Genomic DNA, 12,935 nt, shown 5'->3' on the forward strand with positions numbered 1-12,935 from the left:
CCGAGTTCAGATTTATTAAACTATTGGGCAATAAAACCGTGATTTTAAGGTCAGTTTCATTTAGGCTGACTATATTAATGAACAATCGTTCAACTTGTTATAGTCAGTATCACAGACAACAATAGTGAGATGAATACTCGATAAGTTCTTTTCAACCAACATCACATTGCCAGAGGTTTTATGAAAATCCGTGTTTTAATATCGCTTGCGACAGCTTTTTTTATGCTTAATACCAGTAGCGCTTTTGCTAAAGATCCAGCAGATACTGCGGTGCAAGCACCATTAGTTAAGCCTAAAGTGATTATTTTTGATGTGAATGAAACCTTGTTAGATCTTGAAAATATGCGCGCCTCTGTGGGTAAAGCGCTTAATGGCCGTGAAGATTTACTGCCATTATGGTTCTCAACCATGTTGCATCATTCTTTAGTAGTTTCAGCTACAGGTGATTACCAAACGTTTGGTAGCATTGGCGTTGCGTCACTGCAAATGGTCGCCGAAATCAACGGTATTGCCATCACACCAGAACAAGCTAAAACCGCCATTCTAACGCCACTTCGTTCATTACCCGCTCACCCAGATGTTGCAGAAGGTTTAGCTAAATTAAAAGCTCAGGGTTACAAACTAGTCACCTTAACCAACTCATCATTAGAAGGCGTAACCTTACAGCTTAAAAATGCTAATTTAAGCCAGTATTTTGATGCAAACTTAAGCATAGAATCTGTTGGGGTATTTAAGCCGCATTTAAAAACGTACCAATGGGCCATTAAAGATTTAGGCGTTAATGCAGATGAAGCGTTAATGGTTGCCGCACACGGTTGGGATATTGCCGGTGCAGATAAAGCAGGCTTACAAACCGCCTTTATTCGTCGCCAAGGTAAAGTGTTGTTCCCACTAGCAGCACAACCAGACTACAACGTACTGGATGTAAACGAACTAGCCAGTACCCTAGCTAAGTTTAACTAGCCTTAACGATTATCGCCCAGTATTAACTGGGCGATAAATTTACAACGGCAATGAGTATTTCCTCTATATAGGCACATCAATCTCCCCCCCTCAAGACGACTTGCACTGCCCCTTGCCATTAACCATTAATTAACATTTAATGGATGCTGATTAATCGTCGTCATAAAAAGGGAAAACCGATGAGAAAGGAATATTTAGCGCTATCAGTGGCATTAAGCTTGGCTAGTTTAAGCGCAAACACCATGGCACAAACCACACTGGTGCATCACGTTAATGGCTACACGCTCGTCGACGGAAAACTGCAAACCTTTAATGCTATCCAATTTACTGACGACAAAATTGATCGACTATTTACCTTAAACCAAGCCTTACCGAGTGCAACTGATATCACCTCAATTGATGGCAAAGGTAAAACCTTATTACCTGGATTAATCGACGCCCACGGTCATGTGCTTGGTTATGGTTTGAGTTTATTAACCGCAGACTTGACCAACACCAGTAGCGAACAACAAGCCGTTGAACGCGCGCAAGCATTTAGTAAAAACAACCCGACTGATGGATGGTTAATGGGCCGAGGTTGGAACCAAGAATTATGGGACAGCAAACAATTCCCGACTAAAGAAAGCCTAGATAAAGCCTTTAAAGCTAATCCTGTATCATTTGGCCGAGTTGACGGTCATGCCATTTGGGTTAACAGCAAAGCGTTAGCACTCGCGGGAATTTCGTCAACCACAGTGGCACCAGAAGGCGGTGAAATTGTCAAAGACGAGCAAGGTAATCCTACCGGAGTGTTAATCGACAATGCGATGAACTTAGTGTTTAACATCGTCCCCGATCTCAATCAGCAGCAATTACAATCAACCTTAACCCTAGCGATGGATAGCCTAGCGTCATACGGGCTAACCAGTGTGCACGATGCAGGTATTAGCATCGACAACATCAAGGCATACCAACAATTAGCAGCGAACAATGCCATGAGCGTGCGCGTAAATGGCATGCTATCGGTTGAAGACCCTCGCTTTACTAGCATTTTAAAACAAGGCCACATCACCACTGCCGATAACATGTTTAAAGTCGACAGCGTTAAAATATCAGCCGATGGCGCGCTTGGCAGCCGCGGCGCAGCGTTAATCAAAGAATATTCAGATCAACCCGGCCATAAAGGCTTAATGCTGTATTCAGACGATCAACTCGGCAAACTGATTTTACAGTCGATGAAAGCAGGTTTTCAGGTTAATACTCACGCCATTGGCGACAACGCCAATCAAGTGGTGCTCGATAAATACCAAACTACCATTGCAGCAACCGACTCAAAAGCATTACGCCATCGCATTGAACATGCACAAATTCTCGATTTAGCCGACATACCGCGTTTTGCCCAACTTGGGGTTATCGCATCGATTCAAGCAACCCACGCCACCAGCGACAAAAACATGGCAGAAAACCGTTTAGGTAAAGCCCGCTTGGCCGGTGCTTATGCGTGGCGCAAGCTGTTAAACGCTAATGCCGTCATCGCCAATGGTTCAGACTTCCCTATTGAATCGCCCAACCCATTTTTTGGATTGCATGCATCCGTAACCCGCCAAGACCATGTTAACCAACCACTAGACGGCTGGCTCTCCACTGAAAAACTATCACGCATCGAAGCACTCAAAAGCTTCACCATCGACGCCGCCTACGCAGGCCATCAAGAACAGTTATTAGGCTCATTAGAACCCGGTAAAAAAGCAGACTTTATCCTAGTCGAAGATGACTATTTTACAATCGACCCACAACAGATCTGGCAAAACAAAGTCATTGCCACCTGGGTAAACGGCCGCAAGGTATTTGCAAAAGAGTAAACTGCATTGAGTATGGTTTATTGATAAGTAAGATAAGTAGAATTGGTTTTAATAACGTTTTTGCCTGTGTGCCAAAGTGACACAGGCATTGCTTATTGTACGTTTTAACACCATAATAGCTGTGTGACATTTTGGCACATATGGAGATTATATTATGGCGACTACTTTACCTCGCATCACCGCTAGAGTTGATGTTGACACCCAAGATTTACTGACAAAGGCAGCAGCAATCGCTGGTATGTCGAGCATTAACTCATTTGTACTCAGTGCAGCAATCGAAAAAGCCAAACAAATCATTGAGCGTGAACAAGTACTAAAACTAAGTCAAACAGATGCGATGTTGCTTATGGAAGCACTAGACAGTCCAGCAACACCAAACTCAAAACTCAAAACGGCTTCGGAACGTTACGAAAGCAAAACCCAATAATGAATACGGTACTTTTAGATAAAGCTAAACACGATAGAAACCGATTCAACTGTGGTATTGACGCTCTTAATCACTACCTAAAAGTCATGGCGAGTCAGCAATCCAAGAAAGACAACAGCAGAACTTTCATTTTAGAAGATGATAACGATAACTCGCATATTATCGGCTTTTATACCTTAACAATGACACCAATTGACCTAAAGGCTCTGCCGGATAAGCTGCAGAAAAAATACCAATCATCTACGTCTGGCGGCCTTATAGCCCGCTTAGCAATCGATGACCGCTATAAAGGCCAAGGCTTTGGCGAATGGTTACTTATTGATGCACTACGAAAACTGTTAGCGGCAAGTGATAGCGTAGCATTCCCCGTCGTCATTGTTGACGCAAAAGATGGCGCAAAACACTTCTACGAACGCTATGGATTTCAGGCTTTTCAAGACGCAGAAAACAAACTGTTCATCACCATTGCAGATGTAAGAGCAAGTTTAAGTTAATTAACCATAAATCATTGGCGCACCAATCGAATGCAATAAAATAGTTGGTTGAAATTAGCGACACAGGAGCAAAAAACAACGGCTTGCTGTCACTCTAAACGACTGTTATGAGCAATTCTCTGAGTATTCTTTTTTTACAATATCTTGAGCAGCTAATAGGGCATCATTATGATCACTAAATGTTTGCTTATAAAAATAGAAAAATGCTACTCCAAATTCAGCTAACTCGATAAATATATAATTATTTGTCGAATGGAAGAAGTGAAAATCTGTATTTTTTGTTGAAAGAATGCATAGAGAGTTAACCCTAGATACTTTAGATTTAACACTAAGTACTTTTAAAGCATTTCTTAAATTTGAAAAAACTTTAGCTGGACTTGCATCAATTGGGCCTTGAAACATTGAAATAGGCATCTGTGCTATATATGGAATAAAGTCCGAATCTTTTACACGGTTTAACTTTCGCCGCAAATCAAGAACATGAAATTTGTACTCCAAAGTTTCAAGCCAAAGAATAATGAGCTCAATCGTTTCTTGAGAAAAGCTATTCTCATGTACATTCACGGAGTCAAATTCATGTTTCAGCTCCCTTTCCAGAAAACCTAATAAATTCGAATTACAGTCTTTACATGCTGGTACTGTTGTTTTGTTGTAAGTTTGAGAAATTGAGTTTGTAGTCGTAATGAATGTCCTTTTAACACAGCGACTGTATACCCACTGTGGTATTACATGTTCACGAGTTAAGCTGTCAGTCATACCACAAAAAACACAAATTTCAGCCAAGTGATCTTTCACAATTAAATCTATAACGTGTTTTTGGTTTGATCTGATTTTTTTACGAAACTTAATAAGCTTTGAATTGATAATCATTCTAGGAATGCACTCCTTGGCACATAACGTTTTAGTATTTATGCGTTGCATTGTTTGCAAGGCATAAATGCTTGTAGGACTTGGTCGATGCCTATTCCAGATTAATCGGTACGCATTATGCTAAAGAAGTTTGTTTTTTTGATGCTTACTCAATGGACCGCATTGCTGCTAAACCGCGTTTTTAGCGGTCTAGTTTACTATAGAATATTGAACGTATTTGTTATAACGTTTCATGTATCCGGTCCCTCAAAAGAGATAAAAAACCAGTGAAATATTTTTGTGTTTTTACATTTTCAGGATAGTCGGGAAGTAGCCAATTTAAAAAATCTAGAGCACCGCTACCACCAATTATGCTATTTACTAACATATCTGTTTCTTTAGTAGTGAAAGGCCTCTTTGTGATGTCACATCGATTATGAGCAATATATTTACTCCTGAATTTATTGACACCTCTTTGCTCTAAATTTTCTTTTATATTATTTCTCTCGCTAGATAGATCAGGGCAGCATTCATTTAGAACCTGACCATACTCCCTACAAAACTCGGTGTATTTGGCGCAGTTTAATATTATTGATTGCAAACAGAGACGGTACAAACCTTGACGAAATTGATTATCTCGTTGAGGGTAATCTCCTACTTCGTAATCCTTGAGGACTTCTACGGCAACTGAGATATCTACGATAAATCCATTAAGTATATCTATAGCATCTTGCTTGGCATTCATGAGAATCCAGAGTTATAACAGCCTTTGGATAAAGCCTATCATTTAAGTTATTGATTAATATCATCCTACATTTGCAGTATCTTTGGTGTAAAGCAATAAATCATTCGCACAATAAAATCGACTAATTCAACTCTGAACTTGAGGACGTTAAAGAAAATAGCGTAAGCTGGCCAAGGATGGCCAGCTAGCTTTCGAGGGGAAGGGACGCCCCATCGGAAGCGTTAGCATTTTCGAATAAGGCCGAAGCCGGTTACAGACGAAGTCAAAAGCTAGATTAGTCCCCATGGCAATTTTTTCGCTGTTCAGAAAATGTTGCGGGGCGGCTGGGAGTTCCAAGAGGGAACAGCCGTTGGTTTCCTCTTGGTCTGGTGTGGGCGAAGCACCACGACGTTAGTGGCTGCAAGCCATAAAACACAACGAAATAAGAATACTACTGAGATAACAGCAAGAAATTGACCATGTCGTCACAATCTAAATACCGACATGGCCAAAAAGCTGAATAAACAAATTAAGCTTGGGTAAACAACTGATACAACTTATCTTTTAATACCAAACGGTCAAGCTTTGCTTGCTCAATAAAGTCATCACTTGTTGGAGTATTGCGTAACTCCAGCTTACGAATTTCAGTATCTAATTTATGATACAGCTTCGCATCTTCAGCAAACTCAGTATCATTGGCGGTTAACAATGAAATCTTGTCTTGATACTCAGGGAAATCAACTAATAACGCATGGCTTTCACCTAACATACTTCTCTCCTTTTCATGTCAATGTCTAATAATGTTAGACCATATTTACACCTTATCGTCAAACTTACTCTCATGTTTTTCAATAACAAGCATATAAAAACTGCAACAGCTTAACCGCTATAACTGTTAGGATATGCTTATATTCGTACTTGAATACCGCTATTAACTTAATGAGTAATCAATGAAAAAACTTCTCAATGTCTTAATCATCAGTCTGCTCGTCAGCGCATGTTCAGATCCAGCAACACCTGAAAATAATTCCAACTCTATCACCGCAACAGCGGGAAAGTCTGCTACTAAGCTCAGTCTTAAGCAGCAAGTAGAGTCGATCACTAAAGACTATTTTGTACTCAGACCTGAAATTGCCACTTATTATGGCGTGAGCGACGCAAGCATCAATGCCAAAGTGATGTCTAAACTCACCGACTACAGCCCATCGGGTGAAACCCATCGTCGCAAAGGGCTTAAAGCAATACTGAGTCAACTCAACGATATTGATGCAACAAGCTTAACTCCCTCAGAAACAATCAGCTTAAACGCGATAAAGTCTGAAGTGAAAGGCGCTTTATTACCTTCTCAAACAGTGAATTATGGTACGGTATTAGGCGAGTATGGCGTGTGGTTTTTACCCTATGCCGTAAACCATTTATCGGGTTTGCAAATTGAATTCCCCGGTTACATGGAAGACAAATTTTCCGTTACCAATACCGATGAAGCGAACGCTTATTTAAACCGTTTAAGCATATACCCTGCAGCGATGGGGACGCTTATCGATAAGCTTAACCATGATGCCGACATAGGCGTCATTCCACCAGACTTTGTCATTGATAACACACTGCGTGGGTTACAGGCCCAAATCAGCGGCCCAGCAAACAGCCATCCTTTAGTGACCAGCTTCAACGCTAAACTTAACGCAGCCAAAGTGGCCGATAGCGATACATTGGTAAAGTCTGCTACGGAACTGGTCGAGACTAAATACTATGCCGCCACCCGCCAACTGATCAACGCCTTAGAAGCCGTGCGCCCAAAAGCAACTCATGAAGCTGGCATTGGGCGTTTACCTCAAGGGGCGAAGTTATATCAAACGCTGATCCAGCATTTAGGCAATTCGACCAAAACTGCTGATGAAATTCATCAACTCGGTTTAGCTGAAGTGGCCCGGATTACTGCCGAGATGGACGGGCTACTCAAAGAAGTCGGTTATGTTGATGGCACCGTCGGCGAGCGCATGCAGGTGTTACTCAACGACCCACAATATCTTTACCCGAATACCCCAGAAGGCAAGCAACAGCTAATGGCCGATATTGATGCCGACTTAGCCTTGGTTGATGCAAAATTACCACAGTGGTTTGGTCGCTTGCCTAATCAAGATGTGGCTATTGAAGCGGTACCAGACAGCCGTGCGGCTTCTACTAGCGGCGCATTTTATGATGCCCCCTCGCAAGATGGTTCGCGTAAAGGTACCTTCTGGATAAGCTTGTATGACACGGCATCACTGCCATCTTATTCATTACAAACCTTGACCTACCACGAGACCAATCCTGGTCATCATTTACAAACCATTATTGGCTTATCTGATGAATTACCACTGCTAAGCACAGTGTTTTACTCCAATGCCGCTGGCGAAGGTTGGGCTTTATATGCCGAACGTTTAGCGGCCGAAATGGGCATTTATGCTAATGATCCTATCGACAACATTGGCCGTTTGCAGTCAGAGTTACATCGTGCAGTTCGCCTGGTGGTTGATACCGGTATGCACGCCAAAGGCTGGAGCCGTGAACAAGCCATTGATTACGCGGTGGCAACTGAAGGGATTCATTTGTCGGAAGCCACCGGCGAAATTGAGCGCTATACCGTTTGGCCAGGCCAAGCACTTGGCTATAAGTTGGGTGAGCTGAAAATTATCGAACTACGTACCAAAGCCAAGCAAGTCTTAGGTGACAAGTTTGATATTAAAGTATTCCACGATCGCTTATTAGAAAATGGCGCATTGCCTTTAGATTTAATGGAGCAAAAAATTAATCAGTGGTTAGCCAGCGAAACGGCTGCGTAATCAACTTTAATTCGGAATACTAAAGCTCAGAATAATATTGTTTGAGCAGGTTACACAATAAAGCCACAGGGCGAATACTCGTGCTGTGGCTTTATTGTCATTTATCGTTTTGCAGCTTGGTTTAACTTAGATCAGTTTTATTTAGCTTGGTTTTGAAACGCTGCTAATTGCTTAGTGTATTTGTTTTGATAAAACGGATGGTCGGTACTCGCTAACGCTTGTTGTTCTGCTTCAATAGCCTGAGTCGTTTTACCTGTTGCAGCATAAACACTGGCTAACTCATGGTAGGCCGAATGTGCTTTAGGATAGGCTTTCAGCGTATCTTGATAAACCCCAATCGCTTGTTGTGGTGCTGCTTTAACTAAGCTATTACCTAAGGCTAACAGCGAATCAATTGCTGGCACATCAAAGCCATAAACCTCATCAGACAGTCGCTTATAATAGGCTAGAATCGCTTTAGATCCTTGTTGCGATACTTCTGAATCCGCCGCTAGAACAGTGTGAACATCGTTAAATATCTTCTCGATACCTAATGCCGTCGCCAAGATAGGCTGAGTCATATAATAGCTGCCATCAAAACGCTTTATTTGATAGTTCAATTTAGCATTGGCATTGGTTTGAATAATATCTTCAAGCCTAGCAAACGAATCCAGCTGCCTTTGCTCAAAGTCGCTATCACTGGTGCTAACAAATAGAAATCTTGGTTTGCCTTGCATGTTTTTGAGTTTTTTAGGCGCATCATTGAGCACATAAGCAAAGTCTGTTGATAACACTGGGCTGGCAGCAATATAGGCATTAAATAAGCTAGGGCGATTAATTAAGCTGTATAGCACTAAACCTGCATTGCCAGTAAAGCCGTTAAAAATACGAAAGCCATTGGTGCGATAGCGTTTATCAATTGCGGGCAGTAAATCGTGCTCAAAAAAGTCCAATAGCGCTTGATCGCCTTGCTGCTCTATCGCACCCTGTTTTAATTTCCCCAAGCCTTGATGGCCATCGGGTGCAGTAACAATAATGGTTTCTAACCACGGCCAGCCACCGTTATGACTCATCCAGTCATGCATACCCGCTAAATACAAATGGCTACGAGGATGTAAGTCAAATAACACCACGTAGCGCTTATCGGTTTGCTTGGTATAACTGTTTGGTAAGGTCACCAAAAAGTCGGCTTGCTCGCTAAATAAAGCAGACTTCACACTCAAGGTTTCGATCGTTGGCGGCAACATTTCAGTAGCAAACACCGCACTAGCATGAAAAAAGCTCAGTAATAATGCGCATATAGACAGGCTTTTAGCCCATAAGCTCGGCCATTTGACATAACGTTTTTTCCCTATTGTAAGCATGGTACCTTCCTGGTGAAACGTGACAGTTAAGTTAACCCGAAGCTACCAGACCACATCACACAAGGCAATTTAGCAATATCTAAACTTAGCTCACATCTTGCATTCAAAGTCATCTAACGAGGGTGCAATATCACGAATAGCACTAGCCTTAATCGCCAATAAAGCTTAGGATCATCATTACGTTAATTTATTGTTTTGGAGTAACAAATCTTATGAGTATTAGAGCTATTATCGTTGATACCGCCGGTACCACTACCGATCTTAACTTTATTCAGGATGTGTTATTTCCTTACTCAAGAAAAGCGATGGCTGAATTTCTTGAGCAAAACCAACATAACGTTGTGGTTGATTACTGTATCAGCGATGTTAAAGATATTGCCTTAGAACCAGACGCGACACTCGAGCGAGTCACTGAGATTTTACAGCAATGGATAGACGAAGACCGTAAACTAACGCCACTTAAAACCCTACAAGGGCTAATCTGGAAACAAGGTTATAACCGCGTAGAGTTTACTGGCCATATTTACCCTGACTTTATCGATAGCATTGAGCGCATTAAAGAAAAAGGCATTCGTATTTACAGCTTCTCTTCTGGTTCTGTCGAAGCGCAAAAGCTGTTATTTAGCCACACCGAAGCAGGCGATTTAACCGGTTCGTTCAATGGTCACTTTGATACCCGCACGGGCAATAAGTTAGACAAACAAGCCTACTGCAATATTTGCAACACCATTAGCTTGAAACCAAAACAGATTTTATTTGTATCGGACGTAGCAGAAGAGCTCAAAGCCGCAGAAGCCGCAGGCATGACAACTTGCCAAATGATCCGCTTTGCTGACCAACGCCAAGCTACGTGCAAAAAAATAAGCAGCTTTAGTGAGTTAGCGTTCGATTAACATTGACTTATTAGACATAAAAAAACGACCATCTAGGTCGTTTTTTTTATGTCTGCAAAGTGCCTGTTAACTGGGGAATGCAGGTGAAATACATTTTTTCACTTCAAAATGATAACCATATTCCGCATTGATATCGGGTGTTATCTCAAGGATCTCATAATCATTAAGCTCGACCACATGCGACAACGGTAGTTTTTGACAGCGGGATTTGGCATTCGCCTCCAACTGAAACGCAAACAACGCAATTGCTTTACGCACACTGGTAAAATACTGGCTACGTAAATGACTGTAAGGCTGCTTGGCGATTTCATCAATGGCGTCCAGTTCTTGCTCGCGTTCAACTTGTTTCGCTGTTTTGGGTTCAGGTTTTGGTGGTTCCTTCTTCGCGACGCCGGCTTTGACAATGACCGACAGACCATCATCAGCAAGTATTTCCTCTTCGGTTTCCACTTCAACTAATTGCACTACTTGCGGATCATCCAAGGCTTTTTCAACCTGACCATAAAGGTCCATCAGCATGGCGAGGTGATACAACACCACTGCAGCAAGAATCACTCGCACCCAAAAGGTTGTACGATGAAAATGCACATGATTAATCAAGCGAAAGTTGGTCACACCAAAGGGGCGGAGTATAAAAGACACACCAAACATTAGCGGAAAAATAAGCTGTAGTAATAACAGCACAATACAGCTCATCACCACACTCCATGCCGGAATGTAGAGCAAAATGGCGAAGTTATGGGTGTAATTAAAGCTACTGGCTGCGACGCCAACCACATCGTTAACCACTGAACTTGAACTAGCCAAGGCAAAATTGGCCACTATCGCATAAAACAATAACAACACAGCTTTGCCAGCCAAGCTGTGCCACATACGTTCAAATAAATGCCAGAACTCAATCGACATCGCCATCACACTGATAATGGCCACCCACGCTACCGAGTCAGTAGCAAACAGTAAGACTATCGCCACCAGATACAATTTTTGCGGCAAACTCAGTTTGGTTTGTAATTCAGTAAATCGGCTGCAAAACACCGTCCAGCACGACGATATCCATAAATTCGATGTTGTTAAAAAAGTCTCTTTTCGCAAGGTGAAAATCCTTATAAGTTCACTGGATATACTCACTGTAATAGCCACTGTCCCTTGTTGTTCATCGTCCGGACTGTTAAATTAACAGATGGAATTTAAACAAGCGTTTAATTTATTAATTCATAACAGAGAACCGCCATGAATGACTTTTTAGCTCAACATTCTATCAGTACAGACATTCAAGTAGCATGGGGTGAAATGGATGCACTGCAACATGTGAATAATTCGGTGTATTTTAAGTATTTTGAAACTGCTCGTCTCGATTTCTTTAACCAAATTAACCTACTCGACGATCTAAAAACAACGGGTGTCGGCCCAGTGCTAAGTGAAACAAATGCCCGCTTTAAGCGCCCAGTAACCTTTCCGGACTCAATTGTTGTAGGGGTAAAGATCAGCGATATCAATGAAGACCGCTTTGTGATGCATTACACCGTGTTCAGCAAAGCACAGCAAGCAGTGACGACTATCGGCTGGGCAAAAGTGGTGATGTTTAACTTTAAAACCGGCAAAAAAGCTAAACTCACGCAAGAATTACTCAACGCCTTATTGGAACATGAGTAACAGTATGAGTCATAACATCAATAGCCACATCAACAAGCGGCATTACAAGTAATAGGACAACACACTATGAGCAATCAAGACGCAGTAACCGTGCAACACCAAGCTAGCCAACATCGTTTTGTGGTTATCACTCAAGGTGTTGAGGCGGTACTTGAATATCACTTAGATGATCAAAATATTGATTTTAGTCGCACCTTTGTACCACCCGCTTTACGCGGCCAAGGAATTGCCGAAAAATTGGTTCGTACTGGACTGGCTTGGGCGAAAGCAGAAAAACTTAACATCAACGCCAGTTGCAGTTATGTAGCCAAGTTTTTACGTTAATCGCTTCTTTTGTGTTAGTCCTGAGCTGCACCGGTTAATGCAGCCAATTGCTGACGAACAAGCTCAGCAAGTGGTTCGCTTTTTTCAGTTTGGTAATTGTAATGCACCATAGTGGTGGTCGCTTCAGCGGTTTTTTTTCCGTGCTGCCAACAGCTTTGTAATATATCAAAGCTGCTATTGCCTAAACGACTAATGTGCGTTTTAACGATAACTTCTTCGCCATAATACGTTGGTGCGGTGAACGCGATAGTAAAACCAGCAATGATCATGTTCCACTTGGTTAAATCTTGCCCTGGATTTACGATTTCAAAAATCGGCTCACGAGCCGCTTCAAACCACACTGGGATAACCGTGTTATTAATGTGCCCTAGCGCATCGGTTTCACAAAAGCGCGGTTTGAGGGGCATGCTAAATTGAGTATTTGTCACAAAGAATCCTTTATTATTATTTTTGAGTCCATTGACGTTTTGCTCGATGAACAAATGTCATTAGCCCATTCTAACGACACATCTCACTCGAGGTCATCAAAAAAGTCTGTATTGTGAAGGTATTTATGGGGGGTATGTTAGGGGAGAAAACAGTAATCATCTTAAAAAATTAAA

Annotated in this window: 14 protein-coding genes; 8 read left to right on the forward strand and 6 right to left on the reverse strand. The window is 41.9% G+C overall.

Annotated elements, in window-relative coordinates:
- The first annotated feature begins 186 nt into the window (after nucleotides 1–186).
- The 4 genes from AAEY97_RS09430 to AAEY97_RS09445 all read left to right on the forward strand — a co-directional run bounded on the left by AAEY97_RS09430 (nucleotide 187) and on the right by AAEY97_RS09445 (nucleotide 3,725).
- Complete coding sequence (locus tag AAEY97_RS09430) at nucleotides 187–963, forward strand: haloacid dehalogenase type II (protein ID WP_502959447.1); 777 nt, start codon at nucleotides 187–189, stop codon at nucleotides 961–963.
- A 179-nt stretch (nucleotides 964–1,142) separates the two neighbouring features.
- Nucleotides 1,143–2,804 carry an amidohydrolase gene (locus AAEY97_RS09435; RefSeq protein ID WP_350998352.1) on the forward strand — a complete coding sequence of 554 codons (1,662 nt, stop codon included), beginning with the start codon at nucleotides 1,143–1,145 and terminating at the stop codon, nucleotides 2,802–2,804.
- Nucleotides 2,805–2,958: 154 nt separating this feature from the next.
- Nucleotides 2,959–3,231 carry a type II toxin-antitoxin system TacA family antitoxin gene (locus AAEY97_RS09440; RefSeq protein WP_011639367.1) on the forward strand — a complete coding sequence of 91 codons (273 nt, stop codon included), beginning with the start codon at nucleotides 2,959–2,961 and terminating at the stop codon, nucleotides 3,229–3,231.
- Nucleotides 3,228–3,725, forward strand: a complete 498-nt coding sequence (locus tag AAEY97_RS09445; protein WP_350998488.1) for a GNAT family N-acetyltransferase — start codon at nucleotides 3,228–3,230, stop codon at nucleotides 3,723–3,725. Before AAEY97_RS09440 ends, AAEY97_RS09445 begins: the two co-directional genes overlap by 4 nt.
- A gap of 105 nt (nucleotides 3,726–3,830) precedes the next feature.
- On the opposite strand, the gene AAEY97_RS09450 is transcribed toward AAEY97_RS09445, so the two are convergent.
- The 3 genes from AAEY97_RS09450 to AAEY97_RS09460 all read right to left on the reverse strand — a co-directional run bounded on the left by AAEY97_RS09450 (nucleotide 3,831) and on the right by AAEY97_RS09460 (nucleotide 6,067).
- On the reverse strand, nucleotides 3,831–4,595 hold the full coding sequence (locus tag AAEY97_RS09450; RefSeq protein ID WP_350998355.1) for a hypothetical protein: 765 nt from the start codon (nucleotides 4,593–4,595) through the stop codon (nucleotides 3,831–3,833).
- Between the two features lie 220 nt (nucleotides 4,596–4,815).
- Nucleotides 4,816–5,319 (reverse strand): hypothetical protein, encoded by a 504-nt coding sequence (locus tag AAEY97_RS09455; protein WP_350998358.1) that lies wholly within the window; start codon nucleotides 5,317–5,319, stop codon nucleotides 4,816–4,818.
- Between the two features lie 508 nt (nucleotides 5,320–5,827).
- A complete protein-coding gene (locus AAEY97_RS09460; protein ID WP_101088629.1) occupies nucleotides 5,828–6,067 on the reverse strand; it encodes an HP1242/YdcH family protein in 240 nt (79 codons plus the stop codon).
- Between the two features lie 181 nt (nucleotides 6,068–6,248).
- Between AAEY97_RS09460 and AAEY97_RS09465 the strand changes: the two genes are divergently transcribed.
- Nucleotides 6,249–8,120, forward strand: coding sequence for a DUF885 domain-containing protein (locus AAEY97_RS09465; RefSeq protein WP_350998361.1), 1,872 nt, complete (start codon nucleotides 6,249–6,251; stop codon nucleotides 8,118–8,120).
- 137 nt (nucleotides 8,121–8,257) lie between these two features.
- Here AAEY97_RS09465 and AAEY97_RS09470 read toward each other — a convergent pair whose 3' ends face one another.
- Nucleotides 8,258–9,463, reverse strand: coding sequence for an alpha/beta hydrolase-fold protein (locus tag AAEY97_RS09470; protein ID WP_350998364.1), 1,206 nt, complete (start codon nucleotides 9,461–9,463; stop codon nucleotides 8,258–8,260).
- A 212-nt stretch (nucleotides 9,464–9,675) separates the two neighbouring features.
- Between AAEY97_RS09470 and mtnC the strand changes: the two genes are divergently transcribed.
- Nucleotides 9,676–10,356, forward strand: coding sequence for an acireductone synthase (gene mtnC, locus AAEY97_RS09475; protein ID WP_162024182.1), 681 nt, complete (start codon nucleotides 9,676–9,678; stop codon nucleotides 10,354–10,356).
- A 66-nt stretch (nucleotides 10,357–10,422) separates the two neighbouring features.
- Here mtnC and AAEY97_RS09480 read toward each other — a convergent pair whose 3' ends face one another.
- The gene (locus AAEY97_RS09480; protein WP_350998367.1) at nucleotides 10,423–11,448 is read right to left on the reverse strand and encodes a hypothetical protein; all 1,026 of its coding nucleotides are present in this window, start codon (nucleotides 11,446–11,448) and stop codon (nucleotides 10,423–10,425) included.
- A 138-nt stretch (nucleotides 11,449–11,586) separates the two neighbouring features.
- Between AAEY97_RS09480 and AAEY97_RS09485 the strand changes: the two genes are divergently transcribed.
- Both AAEY97_RS09485 and AAEY97_RS09490 read left to right on the forward strand, forming a co-directional pair.
- Entirely contained in the window at nucleotides 11,587–12,009 is a 423-nt protein-coding gene (locus AAEY97_RS09485; RefSeq protein ID WP_192116226.1) for an acyl-CoA thioesterase, read from the forward strand.
- Nucleotides 12,010–12,075: 66 nt separating this feature from the next.
- Nucleotides 12,076–12,333: a GNAT family N-acetyltransferase gene (locus tag AAEY97_RS09490; RefSeq protein ID WP_502959443.1), complete on the forward strand. Its 258-nt coding sequence runs from the start codon at nucleotides 12,076–12,078 to the stop codon at nucleotides 12,331–12,333.
- Between the two features lie 14 nt (nucleotides 12,334–12,347).
- Here the strand turns inward: AAEY97_RS09490 and AAEY97_RS09495 are convergent, their stop codons facing one another.
- The gene (locus AAEY97_RS09495; protein ID WP_502959448.1) at nucleotides 12,348–12,740 is read right to left on the reverse strand and encodes an acyl-CoA thioesterase; all 393 of its coding nucleotides are present in this window, start codon (nucleotides 12,738–12,740) and stop codon (nucleotides 12,348–12,350) included.
- Nucleotides 12,741–12,935: the final 195 nt, after the last annotated feature.

Origin of the sequence: Shewanella sp. TB7-MNA-CIBAN-0143, assembly GCF_040310065.1 — a bacterium.
Taxonomy (GTDB): domain Bacteria; phylum Pseudomonadota; class Gammaproteobacteria; order Enterobacterales; family Shewanellaceae; genus Shewanella.

Coding starts and splice junctions, on each gene's coding strand:
- AAEY97_RS09435 (WP_350998352.1), top strand. CDS start 1,143: ATGAGAAAGGAATATTTAGCGCTATCAGTGGCATTAAGCTTGGCTAGT.
- AAEY97_RS09440 (WP_011639367.1), top strand. CDS start 2,959: ATGGCGACTACTTTACCTCGCATCACCGCTAGAGTTGATGTTGACACC.
- AAEY97_RS09450 (WP_350998355.1), bottom strand. CDS start 4,595: ATGATTATCAATTCAAAGCTTATTAAGTTTCGTAAAAAAATCAGATCA.
- AAEY97_RS09455 (WP_350998358.1), bottom strand. CDS start 5,319: ATGAATGCCAAGCAAGATGCTATAGATATACTTAATGGATTTATCGTA.
- AAEY97_RS09460 (WP_101088629.1), bottom strand. CDS start 6,067: ATGTTAGGTGAAAGCCATGCGTTATTAGTTGATTTCCCTGAGTATCAA.
- AAEY97_RS09465 (WP_350998361.1), top strand. CDS start 6,249: ATGAAAAAACTTCTCAATGTCTTAATCATCAGTCTGCTCGTCAGCGCA.
- AAEY97_RS09470 (WP_350998364.1), bottom strand. CDS start 9,463: ATGCTTACAATAGGGAAAAAACGTTATGTCAAATGGCCGAGCTTATGG.
- mtnC (WP_162024182.1), top strand. CDS start 9,676: ATGAGTATTAGAGCTATTATCGTTGATACCGCCGGTACCACTACCGAT.
- AAEY97_RS09485 (WP_192116226.1), top strand. CDS start 11,587: ATGAATGACTTTTTAGCTCAACATTCTATCAGTACAGACATTCAAGTA.
- AAEY97_RS09490 (WP_502959443.1), top strand. CDS start 12,076: ATGAGCAATCAAGACGCAGTAACCGTGCAACACCAAGCTAGCCAACAT.
- AAEY97_RS09495 (WP_502959448.1), bottom strand. CDS start 12,740: ATGCCCCTCAAACCGCGCTTTTGTGAAACCGATGCGCTAGGGCACATT.